The organism is Curtobacterium sp. UNCCL20, assembly GCF_900101675.1.
Taxonomy (GTDB): Bacteria; Actinomycetota; Actinomycetes; order Actinomycetales; family Microbacteriaceae; genus Curtobacterium.
Genome location: NZ_FNKG01000004.1, coordinates 86427 through 104668 on the forward strand (window position 1 = coordinate 86427; position 18242 = coordinate 104668).

Genomic DNA, 18242 nt, shown 5'->3' on the forward strand with positions numbered 1-18242 from the left:
GCTCCCCGCGACGCTGGAGAAGTGAGCAGAGCAGACGACGTCCAACTGATCCGCACCTCGGGACTCCCCGGTGCCGAACGGCGAGTGCTGGAACGCGCCGTGCACCGAGGTGAACTCGAACGGATCCGACCCGGAGTCCTCGTCGTCCCTGGCGCGCTGGCCGCTCTCCATCCCGGCGAACGGCACCGAGTCCTCATCCGTGCTGCCGCAACCAGGCTGCGGCCCCACGACGTCCTGTCCCACGAGTCCGCGTGCGCGTCGCTCGGCCTTCCCTACGTCGGTTCCTGGCCGACCAAGGTGCATGTGTCGGACCCGACCACCACACACACGCGCGTGACCGCGTGGTTCGTGCGTCACGGTGTCGCTGACCGTCCTCCCGAAACGATCCGGAGCGCGCTCGGGCCGCTCGTCACCACAGCGGTTCGTGCTGCGGTCGACATCGCTGCGAGTCGCACGCTCGTCGCCGTCCTCCCCGTGATCGACCACGTCCTGCGAGCCGGCTCCGCGACGCCCGAGTACCTGGCCGACGAGTCGAAGCGCCTCCGGAAGGGAGAGTTGAAGGCGACTGCGGCGCTCGCCATGGGGTCGGCACTCTCGGGGTCTCCGGCGGAATCGATCTGCCGCGTGCGCTTCCGACAGCTGCGCACGCCCGAGCCCGTCCAGCAGCACGCGTTCGCTCGGCACGGTGAACGCACCGCGACGGTGGACTTCTGGTTCCCCGACCAGGGCGTCGTCGTCGAGGTTGACGGCCGCGCCAAGTACGAGGACGCCGCGATGCTCGACAGACGCACCACAGCCGATGCGCATTGGCAGGAGAAGCGCCGCGAGGACTTCATCCGTTCGTTCCCCGAGGTCCGAGCCGTCGTCCGGCTGAGCTGGTCCGACCTGATGGACCCCGATCGGATCCGCGCGGCACTGGTCCGGGCAGGCATCCCGTGTCGTTGACCGCCGCCGTGCCGCCGCGGGGGACGTGGACCAACCAGCCTCCCATCCGAGCGGCGTACCTTCGTCCCCATGGCCCGAGAGCAGAAGGACCAGGCGATCGTGCCGATGCCGGTCGGTCCTGTCACGTCCCGATCCGAAGAAACCCGCACGCCCGCGCAGCAGCAGCCGACGGGCTGGGTGAAGATGCTCGACCGCGTGCTCAGCGTGCAGCGCCCCGTGGTGGTCGCGCACGTCCGCAGTCTCCGACGTCGACACCCGGACGCGTCGCCGGCCGAGATCATCCAGATCCTCGAGCGGCAGTACCTCACGGCCGTGACGACCGGTGGCGCTGCGGTGGGTGCGAGCGCTGTGATCCCGGGCGTCGGGATGGCTGCGGCGCTCGGCCTGAGCGGTGCGGAGACGGTCGGGTTCCTCGAGACGACCGCCCTGTTCGCGCAGTCGGTGACCGAGGTGCACGGCATCGCCCTCGACGACCCCGAGCGCGCCCGCACGCTGGTGATGGCGATGATCCTCGGCAGCCCGGGCACGCAGCTCATCAACCAGCTCGCGGGTCAGGTCGCCGGTGGGCAGGTCCGGACGGCGTTCTGGGGCGAGATGGTGACGTCCTCACTCCCGAAGCAGGTGGTGAACGGCATCGGCGGGCAGGTGCGCGACCAGTTCGTCCGGCGGTTCGCAGCTCGGCAGGGGACGACGATCGTCGGCCGTGCGCTCCCCTTCGGGATCGGAGCAGCGGTGGGGGGCCTCGGCAACCACGCGCTCGGCCGGAAGGTGATCCAGTCGTCGCGCACGGGGTTCGGGCTGCCGCCGGCGCACTTCCCGATCGTGCTGGAACCGAAGCAGCGCGAACCGAAGCAGCGCGAACCGAAGCAGCGCGAACCGAAGACCCGCGAACCGAAGACCCGCGAACCGAAGGAACGTCGGTCGCTCCCCTGGCGGCGCACCGGACGAGAAGACCTCTGGGCGGAGACCGATCAGCCCGGGCAGACCGGCGAGGCCGACCCGCGTCCGTAGCGCGACCACAACGCGGACAGGAGGCGCGGTGCCAGCTGGCACCGCGCCTCCGGTCCGTCGGCAACGCGCGTCAGCGAGCCCGCACCGGGGTCGTGATCACCTGCCCGGCATGGGCGAACCCGCCGCCGAAACCGAAGAGCAGCGCCGGGACGCCCTCGGGGAGCTCGCCCCGCTGCCAGGCCTTCGACAGACCGAGCGGCACGCTCGCGGCCGAGGTGTTCCCCGACTCGACGACGTCCCGGACGACGTACTTCGACGACCCTCCGAGGGCCGTGACCAGGGGCTCGATGATCCGCAGGTTGGCCTGGTGGAACGCGAACACCTCGATGTCGTCGAGGGTGAGACCCGCTGCGGCGACAGCGGCGCGAGCGTGGTCGGCCGCCTCGGTGATGGCCCAGCGGTAGATCGAGCGGCCCTCCTGGGTGAAGCGCTCGGGGTCGCCGGAGACGAGGACGGCCTCTTCGAGGTGCGGGACGCTCCCCCACGACACCGGGCCGATCTCCGCGGTGTCCGAGACACCGAGGACTGCTGCGCCGGCGCCGTCACCGACGAGCACGCACGTGGAGCGGTCGGACCAGTCGACGATGCCGGACAGGATCTCCGAGCCGATCACCACGGCGATGTCGGTCGAACCGACGCGGATCGCCTGGTCCGCGAGGGCGACGCCGTACTCGAAGCCACTGCATGCGGTGTTGATGTCGATGGGGGCGACCTGGCTGCCGAGTCCGAGGGCCGCGGCGACTCGGCCCGCGGTGTACGGAGCGCGGTCTCGGTGCGTGGTGGATGCCACGATCACGAGGCCGACCTCCCCGGGCGAGACGCCGGCGTCCGCGATGGCGTTCCGGGCTGCCTCGATCGCCATCGACGTGACGGTGTCGTCCGGTCCGGCGATCCGGCGTGTCTCGATGCCGGTGCGGGTGCGGATCCACTCGTCGTTCGTGTCGACCATGGTCGAGAGCTCGTCGTTGGTGAGGACGCGGGACGGCTGGTGGTGCCCGAACCCGAGGATCCGGCTGCCACGAAGTGCTGGGGTGTTCATCTCCGGCACGTTACCCCTCCGGGGAACCGGCGCATGCCCGGCACGGCATGCAGCGCAGGACGACAACCGGCACCAGCACCGGCACCTGCACCAGCACCAGCAGCACCACCGCCCCCGGCGAAGCCCCGCACGCCGCTACGACCGCGCCTTCGCCGTCGACCGGTCGTTCGCCTTCTTGATGGCCTGCACGAGCTCGTCCTTGTCCATCTTCGAGCGACCGCTGATGTCGAGGCGCTTCGCGATGTCCATGAGGTGCGCCTTCGAGGCGTTCGCGTCCACGCCGCCCTCGGTCGGCCCAGAGCCACGGGACCCCGCGGCGCCGGAGTCGGACGGACCGGAGGCCTCCTTCTCCTCCCAGTGGTCGCCGACCTTCTCGTACTCGTGCTTGACCGCAGCGAACGCCGTCCGGTGCGCGCGCTCTCCGGGTCCGTACGACTCGTTCGCCGAGTCGAGGGCCTTCTCGAAGATCTCCTGCGCGTGTTTCGGGGATCGCTGCAGGGTGCCGGGGATCTCGTCCTTCGCGGGCATGGTCGCTCCTTCCGATTCGCTTCCCTTCCTGCGTACGCCGACCCGGCTGGACCGTCTCTCCTCAGAGCCCTGTGGAGAACCCGGCGCTGTCCACGGGTACTCGCAGGGCCTGCCACACCCGAGCCCGATCGCGTAGACCAGACCCATGGACTACACACACCTCGGACGGACAGGGTTGTCGGTGTCACGAGCAGTGCTCGGCACGATGAACTTCGGACCGGAGACCAGCGAGGACGACTCGCACGCGATCATGGACCGGGCGCACGAGCTCGGCGTGAACTTCTTCGACACCGCCAACGGCTACGGCGGCTCGGTGGGCAAGGGTGCCACCGAGGAGATCATCGGCCGCTGGTTCGCCAAGGGCGGCGGACGTCGCGAGAAGACCGTCCTCGCGACGAAGGTCTACGGCGACATGATCGACTGGCCGAACGGCGGCAAGCTCAGCGCCTACAACATCCGCCAGGCGCTCGACGCCAGTCTGCAGCGCCTCCAGACCGATCACATCGACCTCTACCAGATGCACCACGTCGACCGGGCGACCCCGTGGGACGAGATCTGGCAGGCCATGGAGATCGCGGTGGCGCAGGGGAAGGTCCTCTACGTCGGCTCGTCGAACTTCGCCGGGTGGCACATCGCCCAGGCGCAGGAAGCGGCGAAGCACCGCAACTTCCTCGGCCTCGTCAGCGAGCAGTCGATCTACAACCTCGTCGTCCGTGACGTCGAGCGCGAGGTCCTCCCCGCAGCACGCCACTACGGCCTCGGCGTGATCCCGTGGTCGCCGCTCCAGGGCGGCCTGCTCGGCGGCATCATCGAGAAGTCCGAGCAGGGTTCCCGTCGTCTCAGTGGCCGCAGCGCCGAGTACGTCGACGCGCACCGCGACCAGCTCCAGTCGTACGAGTCCTTCGCCAAGGAGCTCGGGCACACCCCGGGCGAGCTCGCCCTCGCGTGGCTGCTGCACCAGCCCGGCGTCACCGCGCCGATCACCGGCCCGCGCACCATGGAGCAGTGGGAGTCCGCGGTCCGCGCCGTCGACATCCGCCTCGACCAGCGTGCGCTCGACCGGCTCGACGAGATCTTCCCAGGGCACAAGACCTCGCCGGAGGACTACGCCTGGTGACGTCGCCAACGGGACCAGCGGGTCGCTGAGGCGACCTTCTGCCGGGAGGCGCGGTGCGGGTCGGACCCGCACCGCGCCTCCAGTCCATCGGTCACGTCGAGAACGTGACCCGCGTCGCGATCAGAGCGCCGCGATCTCAGCATCCTGCAGGCCGATGGCCCGCAGGTAGCCGTCGACGCTCCCCCAGCGGCGTTCGACGTGCTCGATGACCGTCGTCATGATCTCCGGCACGCACCGCTGCGCGGTCGCGGTGGCCTCTGGGTCGGTGCTCGCGGCGCGCTCCCGTGCGAACCGGTCCGCGAGCCCGGCGGCACTCGCGGCGTAGTCCTCACCGACCGCGTCGATGCCGTCGCCCCAGTGCCGCGCGAGGAGAGCACTGACGATCCCGGTGCGGTCCTTGCCGGCGGAGCAGCACACGAGCACGTCGCCGTCGGTGGCCGCGACCGCGCGCAGGGCCTCGGCGATCCCCGTGCGGTGCCGCGCGAGCCAGTCGATGTACTGGTCCTCGAGTTCGACGGCGTCCGCTGCCGACTCGATCTCGGCCGCTGGGTCGAACAGCGGGACCGAGCGGTACGCCGTGGTCGTTGCGAGAGGATGCGGCACGGCATCGGTCTCGTCGACGCGGCGGAGGTCGATCACCACGGAGAGCCCGGCCGGGTAGGCGTCGGGCCCGACCGGCTCGGTGTTCGCGCGGTACACGGTCCGGTGGTGGTCGGCCTGGAGGGCGGTACCTCCGACGGGGCGGAGGTTGCTGAGGATGCTCGTCGTCGAGTTCACGCCTCCATCCTGCCGCGCGCGCACGCAGGCAGCCGCTACGGGTGGTAGCTCACCCCCGTCCAGCGCCCGCCGAAGTCCGTCCGGAGCGCGCCCAGGAGTTCCGGGACGGGGTCCCACCCTCCGGCAGCTCCTGTTTCATCGCACTTCCTGTCAGCCGGTCGATCTCCACCATCATCGCGCTCCGGCAAATGTCGGATACGCGGTCTTCACAGCGCCGTAGAGCTCGATTGCAGGCGTGGGACGCTGCACGGGCCGACCGTCGAAAGTTGAAAGCGTGCCGTTGAGCTGCTGAGTATTGGCGACCTCGACGAAAGACGTCATGACAGGTCGCCCAACCCTCACCAAGCGTTCGCGTCGTCAGCGCAACTCCTTCATTCTGCGCATCGAAGTCAGCTTCGATCACCCCCATGAATCGGCCTCCGTGTCAAGACTGGAGATTCGGCGGCGCTGGAACGCCGAACCGCTGTTCGATCACTTGCTCGAAAGTGGCGGTGATCCTGAAGACCCGCTGTTTGGGTGATGATCAGGACGTTGACTGCGCGTTGAGGAGTTCTTGGCTGGCCAGAGCTACGAGCGGACGTGTCAAGGCTTCGACGTTTCCCCGGAGTACCTCGTCGTGGTCGAGCGCGGCGCTCGTTGGCTCCGCCGTTTCCGCAGTCGAGCCCGCCCGGAACTCGATGAGTCCACCCTCGGACGCCTCACGACAGAGACGCAAGACCTGCCCGACTCGCGTTGAGCCGATGAGTTCGCTGGAGACCACCTCAGCAACCTGATCGGCTTCCACCGCGACGCCCTCGTCATCACTGCTGGCTTGGATGGCATCGCGGATCATGTCCCGAACGATCGTCCAGTTCTCGCTACTCGCCAACGGCGCGAGAGCTGGTTGCCAGGCATCCACGAAACGAAGCGGGTTGGCTGCGAGTCGCTGGACGAGCCACTCCGGCGTGGTCATGGCATCCCGCGGATACTTCTTCAGATCTTCGCGAAGCTGCGTGGTCTCCACGCGCTCAGATTGGACGATGTTGCCATCCAGGTCGACCTGGACCGGCCAATGCGGCTCAGCGTCCCAGTCGAAGTCGAACCGGTAGGCTCCCGAGCTCTCGAGCTGGAGGCGCCCCGTGAACCAAGCGCCGTGGCCTGCGTCCGACATGAAGGCTCGAAGATCCTTCCAGGCCTGCCACTCTGCCAGGTCAGCGGGAGGACCGAACGTCGTTCCGCTCTCGGTGAGTACCGCCCGCTGAAGGCGCGACGAGACACCAACGTTCACAAAGACTGAAGTCGCGCGCCTCCACCCACTCGGCATCCGATCGTAGGTCAAGATCGCAAGGCGATTCTGCAAGTCCTGCAGGTCTCCCACTGAGTTCAACTTTTCAGTCTCCCGGCCCGGGTCGACGTCTCGAAGGAGACGGGATTTTCGATGATCACTTGCTGCAGACTGTCTGCGCCCTCGCGTCCCCAGCTGATCAAGAATACCGAACCCCGTTCCGATGTGCCATCAAACTGGATTTCGCGTTTGAGATACACCGGGGTGGAGGGATCTTCGCGGAGCAGTCGACTGATGTCGTTCTCGACCCTCCGAACGTCGCCGAGATTGACAGCCCGTCCGTGCTCTGGCGTCAGATTGACTCCGAACGGAGATCCCCCGTGCTTCGCAGACACGATGTGACCTCCGTGGTCTTCCGGAAGTCGATCGGCACCGCCCGCGTACCGTTGCTCGCCCCCGTCACGAACGCGCTCTGACAGCGGGTACGAGCGATCGATCAGGGCCTCCGACGTCGCAGGGCGGCCACGGTCGTCCGTGTAGTAAACCGCTCGGCGGTCCGTCAGCTCGTAACGGGTGTTCGGCTGCAGATTCTCACGCTTGAGCGACGGATCGTCGTGCGCAACCCGCAAGACCGACTGGTCGTGGTCCGCCGGGACTCGCTGCCAATAGGCTTCACCGCTGCTCCGGGGCTCCTCCCCTACCGATGGCGAGCCATCGCCAGGACCGGAGGAGTGACTCCGGTCGATCGTTCCGGTGTTCGACTCAGCGCCCGACGACGACTCGGCGCGGTGCGCCCCATCCACGTGATCCGCCACCGAGTGCAACCAGTGCGACCCCGGCTCGGGATGCCCGACCTCGATGTGCGGCCGCCCGACCCCGAACCCGAACCCGTCCGGCGTGGCCACCGCGTGCTCGACGCTGACCTTCACGGTCGGGATCTTGTCCCCGAGCCACCGCAGCGCGTTCGCGAACCCACCCCGGCTCCCCGCGAGCAGGTCCGACGCCCCGGACAGCGCCTTGCCCGACAGGCTTCCGAGTGCGTCCCCGACCCGCACCATCGCGGTCCCGGCGGTGGCGAGCTTCGACCCGAACGCTGCGAGCTTGGACCCGTCCGCACCGAGCACGGCGAGCCGCGAGCCGAGCGCAGCGACCTTCGCCCCGGCGCCGACCTCGCCGGCACCGGGGATGAAGAGCGTCCCGATGTTGAACGCGGCGCCGCCGGCAGCGTGCGCCGGGTCGTCGCGCCAGTCCTCCGGGGATCCGACGAAGCCCTCGACGAGGGTCTTCTGCTGGTCCAGGATGCTCCGCGCGGTGTCGCTGACGACGTCCGGCAGGATGCCCTTCGGGAGCGCACCGGCGATCAGCAGCGGCGGGCTGCCCATCAGTGCGATGAGCCCGAGCGACTCCGCGAAGCCCTTCCAGGACTGCGCTGCCCAGTCACCGTCGCCCCACCCGCCGGTCTGCGAGTTGTAGCCGACCAGGCCACCGAGACCGTCGAGCGTCCCGTGCAGCGCGTCGTCCATCCCGGAGCTGAAGGACTCCGAGCAGGACTGGTCGCCGCGTCCGGTGCTCCCCCACGGCATCGGTTGATTCGCCTTGACCGCTGCGGTGTAGTCGACGGCCTGCACCTCGGCCAGGCACATGTCGGTACGGAGCCCGTTGATGGCATTGACGCACTCGGCGGAGGCGGCGGAGAGCTTCGTCTCCTGCTCGGCGACCTTGGTGAGCAGGTCGTTGTTCTCGTCGACGTACGGCGTGTACTCGTCCCAGCGCAGGTGGGCGTCGTCGAACTGCTGCCCGAAGTTCTGGACCAGGCCGACGATGCCCTGGTTCGCCGGGTGCTCGGGATCCCACGGTCCGACGGTCTTGCCCTTGAGTGCCTTCGCGACGAAGGTCTCCGCCTCGGCCTTGAGCTCGACGAGCCGCTTCGCGATCGGTGCCACCGCCGTGGCGTAGTGGCTGAGGTGCGTGGACACCTTCTGCAGGGTCGCCGCGAGCGACGCGGTGTCCGTCTCGACCCCGTCCATCACGGTCAGCAGCTCGGCGGAGTCGGGGGTGGTGTAGCTGCCGCCGAGCTTCGCCCAGGCCGTCTTCACCGCGGACCCACGCGTCTGCACGTCGGTCGCCGAGGTCGAGAACGCCGTGCCGGCGCTATCGACCTGCTCCGCCTTGATGTTCGCGCCGGGGATCGCGGCCGGGTCGATCAGGCCGTCGGCCCGACACTGGCCCGTCACTGGTCACCACCCAGGTCGACACCGGAGAAGTCGCCGGTCCTGGAGGCACGGATCGCGTTGGCCTGTGCCGTCGCGGCCATCTCCTCGTCACCGTGGTAGTAGGCGAGGGTCGCGTTGGCAGCGCCGGCGAGGCCGGCGGTGATGTGGTTGCTGACACGGGTCAGGAGCGCCGAGTGGCTCTCGATGAGCGCAGCGACCGCTCCGGCGACCGCCTGGTCGTCGCCGACCGCGGAGGTGAGCGCGGCGTGCGCGTCGGCGAGGCCGTCGAACGCGGTGGACAGGCTCGTCGCGGCGCTCTCGGTGTCGGTGAGCGCGGTCTGCACACCCGCGGGCTCGATCTGCCACCCGTTCCCCATCGTTCCCCCTGGTCGTCCCGTTCGACTCGGTCAGTGTCCTGCTGCGGCGCGGGACACTGCCGTTCCCCCGGCGGCGTCCGCAGTGTTCCGCACGATCTGCTCGGCCGTCCCCCGGAACGGGGGTTGCGCGGCCGCGTGGATCTCGGTCCACCATAGCCGTTCGTCGCCCTCGGGCAGCGGGCGGGGCAATGGTCGCCCGAGCAGCCGTTCGGCGTCGACGGTGCTCTCGAGCCGTCGGGACTGGAAGAGCGTGAGGAGCACGACGCCGCCCGCGTCGACGAGCTGCAGCGCATCGCCGTCCCAGAGCTGCCGGACGCCGATGTCCGGGTCCACCTCGGCGGCACCGCTCAGGACGGCCACGGCATCGACGTGCTGACCGGACAGGATCACCCACTCGGCGCTCATGCGCGCGCCCCGGCCCCGAGCAACTCGACGACCCGCGGCCCGAGCGCGTTGCCGAGCTCGGCGAGCCGACGCCAGCGCGCCTCCACCTCGGCACCGCCGGTCAGCCCGGGCTGCGGCGGGGTGAAGTCGAGGACGAGGGACGGCACGCGCGGCGGCCCGACGACCATCGCTCCCGGCGGCAGGGCGGCCGGATCGATGCTGAGGTCGCGCAACGCGGCGGCGCCGACGATCGCGCCCAGGGGCACGGGCATGCCGATCTGACGCGCGGAGAGGGTCGTGTCCGGGTGGCCGGCCGACCGCCAGGCGGTCCCCAGCAGCACTCGCTGGCGACGCGCGAGTTCCGCGAGCACGCGCTCGGGTGAGGCAGCGTCAGGGACTTGCACCGCGCCTCCAGGCAGAGCCAACCGTGTCTCCTCCGTGACGCCCGTGGCGGACCGCTCGACCCGGATCTGGACCGCGGCCACGCCGCTCTCGACCGGAGCGGTCGCGACCAGTCGGGTCGGGCGCGGAGCACGCCGACGGGCGAAGTCGGTGACGGCGGCGACGCTCCAGGCGATCGTCACGGGCTCGACCGTGCCCCAGCCGGACGGCGTCGTGCCCGCGAGGCCCTCAAGCAGCAGCTCGGCGGTCCGACCGATGCCGGTCTGCTCGGTGGCCGGGTGGTGGACGGAGACGACGACCTCGGTCCAAGGCACCTCGTCGGCGCCGAGCCGTGTCGACCGGGGCGACGCCTGCGGCGAGAGCATGGCGGTCGCGACGTCGTCCGCCGTGGTGGGCGATCCGGCGGCGCGGTAGCGGTCGCCCTCGCGTACGATCCAGGCGCTGCCGGTGCGGCGGAGCATGGCGAGCATCGCGGTGGTGATGCGGCTCGTCGGCGGGGTGAGCAGCACGAACGCGAGACCGGCGGCGCGGGTGTCGAGCACGAGACCCGTGCGCGCGGAGGAGAGTTCGACCACGGCGGCATCGGTCTCGCTGACCACGAAGCCTGGTCCGATGGCGTCGACGAGCGGGTGCGCGAGGGTGTCGTCCACGCGGGAACCCTACCGGGCGGGGACCTGTCTGACTCGGAACGACAACTCCGATGTCGTACGACGTCGGAGTCGTCGTTCCGAGTCCGCCCGGCCCCACAGCGCCCACACACGACGACGGGCCCCGCGCTGCTGTGTGCGCGGGGCCCGTCGTCGTGCGGAAGGTGCAGGTGCTACCGGACGTCGACCGGGGTGCGGTCGGCCTCCTCGTAGAGGACGTAGCCCTCTTCGCCGTGGACGGCCGTGTCGATGCCCGCGACCTCGTCCTCGGTCTTGACGCGGAAGCCCATCGTCTTCTCGATGACGAACCCGATGATGAAGGCGAGGACGAACGAGTACGCACCGACGGCGCCGGCGGCCGCGGCCTGCTTGCCGAGCTGCGCGAACGAGCTGGAGTAGATCAGACCGGTCTCGTTGGCGAAGAATCCGAGGTACAGCGTGCCGAAGATGCCGCCGACCAGGTGGACACCCACGACGTCGAGCGAGTCGTCGAAGCCGAGCTTGTACTTGAGGTCGATCGCGAAGCAGCAGACGATGCCTGCGAGGAAGCCGAGCAGGATGCCCCAGCCCGGGGTCAGGTTCGCGCAGGCCGGGGTGATCGCGACGAGACCGGCGACGGCCCCCGAGGCGGCACCGACCGACGTGGCTTTGCCGTCCTTGAGCTTCTCGACGAGCAGCCAACCGAGGACAGCCGCGGCGGGAGCGGCGAGCGTGTTGATCCAGGCGAGGGCGGCGACGCCGTTCGCCGCGCCGGACGACCCGGCGTTGAACCCGAACCAGCCGAACCAGAGGATCGCGGCACCGAGGAGCACGAACGGCGGGTTGTGCGGCTTGTGCGCTCCCTTGGCGAACCCGACGCGCTTGCCGAGCACCAGGGCGAGGGCGAGACCTGCGGCACCGGCGTTGATGTGCACTGCGGTGCCACCGGCGAAGTCGATCACGCCCCAGGTCGCGGCCCAGCCGGAGGTGAGGTTGAAGACCCACGAGGCGACCGGGAAGTAGACGACCGTGACCCAGATGCCCGCGAAGACCATCCAGGCGCCGAACTTGGCGCGGTCGGCGATCGCGCCGGAGATCAGCGCCACGGTGATGATCGCGAAGGTCGCCTGGAAGCCGACGAAGGCGAGGTCCGGGTAGGTCGCGGCGAGCTTCGTCGCCTGCGACTGCTCGAACGCCTGGCCGAGGCCGATCTGGTTCCAGTCGATGCTGAAGAACCCGACGATGCCGCTCACCGCCGTGTGCGGGCCGGTGTTGGCGAATGCGATCGCGTAACCGAACAGCACCCAGAGGACGCCGACGATCGCGATCGCCCCGAAGGACATCATCATCATGCTGATGACGGACTTCGCCTTGACGAGTCCGCCGTAGAAGAACGCCAGGCCCGGTGTCATGAACAGCACGAGTGCCGCCATGATCAACAGGAAGCCGGTTTGGCCCTGATCAAGCATCATTCACCTCTCGATTGCACCTGCGGCTCTTGGACCGCTTCGGGTGTGACGAGTCTGGCGAGGTGAGGTTTCACGAGGGAGCACGAAGTGTTTCGCGGGTGTAACGCGAGGGCCCGCTGTGTAAACGTCGTGTTTCGTCCGGCGGACAGTCCCCTGGACGGGGGCCACGAGTCGCGGCAGTCCGTCCGGACGGTTCCCGACAGGCGTCGCGCATCGCGCTCTGGTGGCGACCGGCGACGGGCCTGGAGGCGCGGCGCAGGCCAGCCACGGGCCTCCAGTCCGGCTGCGGAGCCGGGTGCACGCAACGCGCCGACGACCGGAATGCGCCCCGCGGGCGCGCCGCGCGTCAGGCGCGGGACAGTGCGACCACGCGACTCGCCGCGCGGAGGTACTTCTTCCGGTACCCGCCGCCGAGCATCGACTCGGGGTACACCTGGTCGAGCGGCGTGCCGGAGGCGACGATCCGCACCTGCCCGTCGTACAGCCGGTCGACGAGGGCGACCCAGCGGAGCGCGTCGGTCTGGTCGGTGAACGGCTGCACGTCCGTGAGCCCGACGGCGTCGAGGTCCTCGACCAGCGCGACGTACTTCGACGGGTGCACCGATCCGAGGTGGTCGACGACGGAGCGGAAGTCGTCGAGCGTGACGGCGCCCTCCGGCAGCGACCCGGGGACGTCGGTCACGACACGGGCGGACTCGTCGACCGCACGGCGACGGTAGTCGAGGCCGTCGATGCGGAGCGTGTCGAACCGGTCGGACATCGCCTGGATCTCGCGGAGGAAGTCCTGCGCCGCGAAGCGTCCCTCGCCGAGCGCCCCGGGCGGCGTGTTCGACGTCGCCGCGAACCGGGTGCCGCTCTCGGACAGCTCCTTGATGAGGCGCGTCATCACCATGGTGTCGCCCGGGTCGTCGAGCTCGAACTCGTCGATGCAGACGAGCGCGGTCCCGCGCAGCAGGTCGATGGTGCCCTGGAACCCGAGCGCGCCGACGAGCGCGGTGTACTCGATGAAGGTGCCGAACGTCTTGCGCCCGGAGGCCGCGTGGTATGCCGCGGCGAGCAGGTGGGTCTTGCCGACGCCGAACCCGCCGTCGAGGTAGACGCCCGACTTCGCGGTCGTGTCCGCAGCGGGCTTGCGGCGCCCGAAGAGGCCGCGGCGCGGGGCCTCGGCCGGCGACGAGGCCACGAAGGCCTCGACCGTGTCGCGCACCTCGGCCTGCGACGGGTAGTCGGGGTCCGGCCGGTACGAGGCGAACGACGCGTCCGCGAACTGGGGCGGCGGGACCAGCGCCGCAGCCATCTGCTGCGGGGTCACCTGCGGGTCACGGTCGACGAGACGGGCTGGTTGTGGCAACTGCGGGACCCTCCGGGAAGCATGTCGTGCGGTGTCACGTTGCAGGAGGCGACGGCACGTCCGCGTACCGTTGCCCAGAGGCACCGACCACCGATCCTAGTCCGGTGCCGTCACGACGATCCGTCGCCAGTACACAGGAGGTACCCCGATGACCGCACCGGTCGACCAGTCCGAGAAGTTCACCGCCTACGCGCACCCCGAGCGCCTCGTCTCGACGGAGTGGCTGCAGGAACAGCTGGACGCCGGCACGCCCGACCTGGTGGTCGTCGAGTCCGACGAGGACGTCCTGCTGTACGAGACCGGGCACATCCCCGGCGCGGTGAAGATCGACTGGCACACCGACCTCAACGACCCGGTCCTGCGCGACTACATCGACGGTGAGGCGTTCGCGGAGCTCCTCGGCAGCGAGGGCATCGGCCGCGAGACCACCGTGGTCATCTACGGCGACAAGAACAACTGGTGGGCCGCCTACACGCTCTGGGTCTTCTCGCTCTTCGGCCACGAGGACGTCCGCCTGCTCGACGGCGGCCGCGCGAAGTGGATCGCCGAGGACCGTGCGCTCACCACCGACGCCACCGAGGTCACGCCGGTCGAGTACCCGATCGTGGACCGGATCGACACCGAGATCCGCGCGTACAAGGACGACGTCCTGGCGCACCTCGGCAAGCCCCTCATCGACGTGCGGAGCCCCGCCGAGTACGACGGCTCGCGCACCACGGCCCCGGACTACCCGGAGGAGGGTGCCCTCCGTGGTGGCCACGTCCCCACGGCCGTGAACATCCCCTGGGCCACCGCCGCGGCCCCCGACGGCACCTTCAAGTCCCGCGAGGAACTCGACGCGATCTACCGCGACGGCGCGGGCATCGGTGACGCCGACGAGGTCATCGCGTACTGCCGCATCGGCGAGCGGTCGAGCCACACCTGGTTCGTCCTGCAGCACCTGCTCGGCTACGAGAACGTCAGGAACTACGACGGCTCCTGGACCGAGTGGGGCAGCGCCGTCCGCGTCCCGATCGCGCAGGGAGCCGAGCCGGGTACGCTGCCGAACCGATGAGCGACACCACCGACCAGCACGACACGACCGCACTCCCCGAGGCGCTCGCGGAGATCCGCGACGACTTCCTCGAGCTCTCCCAGCAGGACCGGCTGCAGCTCCTCCTCGAGTTCTCGAACGAGCTGCCGGCGCTGCCTGAGCGGCTGCAGGGCCACGAGGACGAGCTCGAACGCGTCGAGGAGTGCCAGTCTCCCGTGTTCATCACCGTCACGGTGGGCGAGGACGGCGACGCCCCCGACGTCGTCCGGATGCACGCCACGGCCCCGCGCGAGGCGCCGACCACGCGCGGCTTCGCCTCGATCCTCGCGCAGGGGCTCTCCGGCCTCACCGCCGCACAGGTGCTCGCCGTCCCGGCGGACTACCCGCTGACGCTCGGGCTGTCCGAGGCGGTCAGCCCGCTGCGGATCCGCGGCATGGTCGGGATGCTCGGCCGGGTGCAGCGGCAGGTCGCGGCCGCGGTCGCGTAGACGCGACCACAGGACGGCCTGGAGGCGCGGTGCCAGCTGGCACCGCGCCTCCAGGCAGTCCTGTCCTGCGTCTACCGCGCGCTGGTCGCGTCGTCCCGCTGGACCACCTCGGTGAGCCACGCGAGGATGCGCGCGTCGAACCAGTCGGCGTCGTAGTTCCAGAGCTTGGTGTGCCGGGCGGTCGTCTGCACCTCGAGCCGGACGAGGTCCGGCCGCGCCTCGGCGAGCCGGTGCGACGCGGAGGACGGGACGAACCCGTCGTCGTCGCTGTGCAGCAGCAGGATCGGGACGGCGAGCTCGTCGGCGCGCGCGACCATGTCGAGTTCGCGGAGGTCGACCGGGTGGTGCAGCCCGGTCGCGCGGTGCAGGACCGGGGTGCGGAGCAGCCGCTGCGCCACCTTGCGGACCGGCCGCGGCAGCCGGAGGAGCTGGCTCTGCGACTTGAGGACCGCGTGCCAGTCGACCACGGGCGACTCGAGCACCACACCGTGCACCAGGTGGGCGAACCGCGAGCGGACCAGGGTCTGCAGCACGACCGCCCCGCCCATCGACCAGCCCATCAGGACGACGCTCGTCGCGCCCTGCCCGGAGACCCAGCGCAGCACGGCGTCGATGTCCTCCCACTCGGTGCTGCCGAGGCCGTAGCGGCCGTCGACACTGCGCGGGGCGACACCGTCGTTCCGCCACGAGGCGAGGACGACCGAGTAGCCGGCGGCGCGGAAGACCGGGACGGCGCGGATGGTCTCGGCGCGGGTGACGCCACGGCCGTGCACGAGGACGGCCCACGGCGCGGCGGGATCGTCCGCTCGGACCACCCACGCCGGGGCCGGACCGTTCGGGGTGGAGACGTCGACATCCTCCACCGGGACGTCGAGCTCGCCGGGGGTGAGGTAGAACCAGCCGCCCCACCGACCGCGGCGGGCGGCGGTGGGGTCACCGGCGTCGATCGCGATGATGCGGCGCGTGACGGTGGTGTCGGTCGTGCCGAGGACCTCACCGATGCGCATGTGGCCGGTGCCCGCGCCGAACCAGAGGCTGTAGCGACCCTGCAGCTCGGTGTCCGCGGTGCGCTCGAGCGTGACCGTCATCCGGGTCGGGTCGACGGCGTGGATCGGCACCCGTTCGGTGCGCTTCCGGTCCGGGGTGACGACCGCACGTGCGACTGCGGCGACGAAGCCGCCGATCACGGCGGTGGTGACCGCAGCCGCTGCGATCCCCGCCCCGAGGGCGACCAACCCGGCCGATCGTGCGGTGCCCTGGACGACGTCCTCGGCGGGTCGCGCGGATCGGGACATGGTCCGGAGCCTAGTCTGCATTCGTGTCCGAAACCCGAGAGCCCGACGCCTTCGCGCGGCTCCGTGCGTTCGTGGCGTCGGGCGGCACCCGCGCCGAGACGACGATCACCGAGATCCCCTCCCCGTCGCGCATCGCCCCCTTCTCGATCGCCCTCGCGGCGGACGTCTCCGGGGCCGTGCACGGCATGGACTCCGACCTGGGGACCGGGCGCTTCATCGCGCTGTACGACCCCGAAGAACCCGAGGGCTGGGGCGGCGCGTTCCGCATCGTCACCTTCGCCCAGGCGCCGCTCGAACCCGAGATCGGCGTCGACGAGTTCGTCGCGGACGTGACGTGGAGCTGGCTCGTCGACGCCCTCGCGGCGCACGGGGCGACCCACGACCACGCCTCGGGCACGGCGACGAAGATCATCTCCCGCGGCTACGGCGACCTCTCGGCGCAGGGCGACGGCGCGCAGCTCGAGCTTCGGGCATCGTGGACCCCGCGCGGCGAGGACCTCACCGCACACGTCGAGGCCTGGGAGGAGATCGTGGCGATGCTCGCCGGACTCCCGCCCGCGTCGGACGGCGTGACCCTGTTGGCCCCGAGGAGGCTTGCACGTGACTGACCCCGCCGCTTCGGCTGCGTCCCCGGCTGCTTCGGCTGCTGCAGCGGCTGCGTCTCCGGCCTTCGAGGCGTCGCACGAGGCCGTGAAGGTGATCGAGACGCGCGACGACTACCTCGCTGCCGTCGCCGCGATCGCCGCCGGGCACGGACCGGTCGCCGTCGACGCCGAGCGCGCCAGCGGCTACCGGTACTCCCAGCGCGCCTACCTCATCCAGGTGTTCCGCCGTGGCGCGGGCGCCTTCCTGTTCGACCCGATCCCGATCGGCGACTTCAGCGAGCTGCAGGACGCGATCGTCGACGAGGAGTGGCTCTTCCACGCCGCGTCGCAGGACCTGCCGTGCCTGCAGGAGGTCGGCCTCGTCCCGACCCGCATCTTCGACACCGAGCTCGGCGCCCGCATCGCCGGGTTCCCCCGGGTCGGCCTCGGCGCCGTCGTCGAGCAGCTGCTCGGCATCACCCTCGCGAAGGCGCACTCCGCAGCCGACTGGTCGACCCGTCCGCTCCCGCAGTCCTGGCTGGTCTACGCCTCGCTCGACGTCGAGCTGCTCCCCGACCTCCGGGACGCCCTCGCGGCGAAGCTCGACGAGGCCGGCAAGACCCGGATCGCCGAAGAGGAGTTCGACGCGGTGCTGCACCGAGCGCCGAAGCCGCCGCGCGCCGAGCCGTGGCGCCGCCTGTCCGGCATGCACGCGCTCCGCGGCACCCGGGCACTGGCGATCGCCCGGTCGCTGTGGACCGCGCGGGACGAGTACGCCCGGACGACCGACATCGCACCGGGTCGGACGATCCCGGACTCCGCGATCGTGGCCGCTGCCGCTGCCGCACCGGCCTCGAAGGGCGAGCTGAGCGGGGTGAAGGCCTTCACCGGCCGTGCCAGCCGCTCCGAGCTCGACCGCTGGTGGGCCGCGGTGGAAGCGGGCCGGACCACCGAGGACCTCCCGAAGCTCCGCGGGACCGGCGAGCCGACGCTCCCGCCGCCCCGCGCCTGGGCAGACCGCAACCCCGCCGCCGACCGTCGGTACAAGGCCGCGCGCGCGGCCGTCGTGGCGCGTGCCGAGGAGCTCGACCTGCCCGTGGAGAACCTCCTCACGCCGGACACGCTGCGGGTCGTCTCGTGGGAGCCGCCGACCCCGATCGCGACCGAGACGGTGGGCGCTGCGCTCGCGTCGCACGACGCCCGCCCGTGGCAGGTCGAGGAGACGGCGTCGATCATCGCGCACGCCTTTGTCGAGGCTGCACAGCCGCCTGCTGCTGAGAGCAACACGGAGTCGTAGGAACGGCCCAACGGGCATGCGTCCGCACAGGCTCGGGGCATA

General features: G+C 70.5%; 19 protein-coding genes. 8 read left to right on the plus strand and 11 right to left on the minus strand.

Annotated elements, in window-relative coordinates:
- Positions 1-333 precede the first annotated feature (333 nt).
- Positions 334-945 carry a hypothetical protein gene (locus BLT36_RS16105; RefSeq protein WP_139166495.1) on the plus strand — a complete coding sequence of 204 codons (612 nt, stop codon included), beginning with the start codon at positions 334-336 and terminating at the stop codon, positions 943-945.
- A 69-nt stretch (positions 946-1014) separates the two neighbouring features.
- The gene (locus BLT36_RS16110) at positions 1015-1956 is read left to right on the plus strand and encodes a hypothetical protein (RefSeq protein ID WP_175529690.1); all 942 of its coding nucleotides are present in this window, start codon (positions 1015-1017) and stop codon (positions 1954-1956) included.
- A gap of 70 nt (positions 1957-2026) precedes the next feature.
- Here BLT36_RS16110 and BLT36_RS16115 read toward each other — a convergent pair whose 3' ends face one another.
- Positions 2027-2995: a beta-ketoacyl-ACP synthase 3 gene (locus BLT36_RS16115; protein ID WP_092096712.1), complete on the minus strand. Its 969-nt coding sequence runs from the start codon at positions 2993-2995 to the stop codon at positions 2027-2029.
- 135 nt (positions 2996-3130) lie between these two features.
- The gene (locus BLT36_RS16120) at positions 3131-3523 is read right to left on the minus strand and encodes a ChaB family protein (RefSeq protein ID WP_092096714.1); all 393 of its coding nucleotides are present in this window, start codon (positions 3521-3523) and stop codon (positions 3131-3133) included.
- Between the two features lie 145 nt (positions 3524-3668).
- Between BLT36_RS16120 and BLT36_RS16125 the strand changes: the two genes are divergently transcribed.
- A complete protein-coding gene (locus BLT36_RS16125) occupies positions 3669-4640 on the plus strand; it encodes an aldo/keto reductase (protein WP_092096716.1) in 972 nt (323 codons plus the stop codon).
- 120 nt (positions 4641-4760) lie between these two features.
- Here BLT36_RS16125 and BLT36_RS16130 read toward each other — a convergent pair whose 3' ends face one another.
- A complete protein-coding gene (locus BLT36_RS16130) occupies positions 4761-5417 on the minus strand; it encodes a tyrosine-protein phosphatase (RefSeq protein ID WP_175529691.1) in 657 nt (218 codons plus the stop codon).
- A gap of 319 nt (positions 5418-5736) precedes the next feature.
- On the opposite strand from BLT36_RS16130, the gene BLT36_RS18475 reads away from it, so the two are divergent.
- Entirely contained in the window at positions 5737-5937 is a 201-nt protein-coding gene (locus BLT36_RS18475; protein ID WP_139166496.1) for a hypothetical protein, read from the plus strand.
- 3 nt (positions 5938-5940) lie between these two features.
- Here BLT36_RS18475 and BLT36_RS16135 read toward each other — a convergent pair whose 3' ends face one another.
- From BLT36_RS16135 to zapE, 7 genes are all read right to left on the minus strand, one after another.
- Positions 5941-6735 (minus strand): hypothetical protein, encoded by a 795-nt coding sequence (locus tag BLT36_RS16135; protein ID WP_139166497.1) that lies wholly within the window; start codon positions 6733-6735, stop codon positions 5941-5943.
- Positions 6736-6779: 44 nt separating this feature from the next.
- Entirely contained in the window at positions 6780-8915 is a 2136-nt protein-coding gene (locus BLT36_RS16140; protein ID WP_092096720.1) for a DNA/RNA non-specific endonuclease, read from the minus strand.
- Positions 8912-9271 (minus strand): DUF6507 family protein, encoded by a 360-nt coding sequence (locus tag BLT36_RS16145; protein WP_092096722.1) that lies wholly within the window; start codon positions 9269-9271, stop codon positions 8912-8914. The genes BLT36_RS16140 and BLT36_RS16145 overlap by 4 nt, the downstream gene beginning before the upstream one ends.
- 30 nt (positions 9272-9301) lie before the next feature.
- Entirely contained in the window at positions 9302-9676 is a 375-nt protein-coding gene (locus tag BLT36_RS16150) for a hypothetical protein (protein ID WP_092096724.1), read from the minus strand.
- Positions 9673-10707, minus strand: a complete 1035-nt coding sequence (locus tag BLT36_RS16155; protein ID WP_092096725.1) for a DUF6177 family protein — start codon at positions 10705-10707, stop codon at positions 9673-9675. Before BLT36_RS16155 ends, BLT36_RS16150 begins: the two co-directional genes overlap by 4 nt.
- 170 nt (positions 10708-10877) lie before the next feature.
- Positions 10878-12152 (minus strand): ammonium transporter, encoded by a 1275-nt coding sequence (locus BLT36_RS16160; protein WP_092097275.1) that lies wholly within the window; start codon positions 12150-12152, stop codon positions 10878-10880.
- Between the two features lie 346 nt (positions 12153-12498).
- Positions 12499-13449 (minus strand): cell division protein ZapE, encoded by a 951-nt coding sequence (gene zapE / locus BLT36_RS16165; RefSeq protein ID WP_092097276.1) that lies wholly within the window; start codon positions 13447-13449, stop codon positions 12499-12501.
- 202 nt (positions 13450-13651) lie between these two features.
- Here zapE and BLT36_RS16170 point away from each other — a divergent pair, with 202 nt between their 5' ends.
- Positions 13652-14557 carry a sulfurtransferase gene (locus tag BLT36_RS16170; protein WP_092096727.1) on the plus strand — a complete coding sequence of 302 codons (906 nt, stop codon included), beginning with the start codon at positions 13652-13654 and terminating at the stop codon, positions 14555-14557.
- Complete coding sequence (locus BLT36_RS16175; RefSeq protein WP_092096728.1) at positions 14554-15024, plus strand: SufE family protein; 471 nt, start codon at positions 14554-14556, stop codon at positions 15022-15024. Before BLT36_RS16170 ends, BLT36_RS16175 begins: the two co-directional genes overlap by 4 nt.
- A gap of 71 nt (positions 15025-15095) precedes the next feature.
- Here BLT36_RS16175 and BLT36_RS16180 read toward each other — a convergent pair whose 3' ends face one another.
- Positions 15096-16319 (minus strand): alpha/beta fold hydrolase, encoded by a 1224-nt coding sequence (locus tag BLT36_RS16180; RefSeq protein ID WP_175529692.1) that lies wholly within the window; start codon positions 16317-16319, stop codon positions 15096-15098.
- Positions 16320-16342: 23 nt separating this feature from the next.
- Here BLT36_RS16180 and BLT36_RS16185 point away from each other — a divergent pair, with 23 nt between their 5' ends.
- The gene (locus BLT36_RS16185; RefSeq protein WP_092096732.1) at positions 16343-16927 is read left to right on the plus strand and encodes a DUF3000 domain-containing protein; all 585 of its coding nucleotides are present in this window, start codon (positions 16343-16345) and stop codon (positions 16925-16927) included.
- An 82-nt stretch (positions 16928-17009) separates the two neighbouring features.
- Complete coding sequence (locus BLT36_RS16190; protein WP_254787737.1) at positions 17010-18200, plus strand: HRDC domain-containing protein; 1191 nt, start codon at positions 17010-17012, stop codon at positions 18198-18200.
- The last annotated feature ends 42 nt before the right edge of the window (positions 18201-18242 follow it).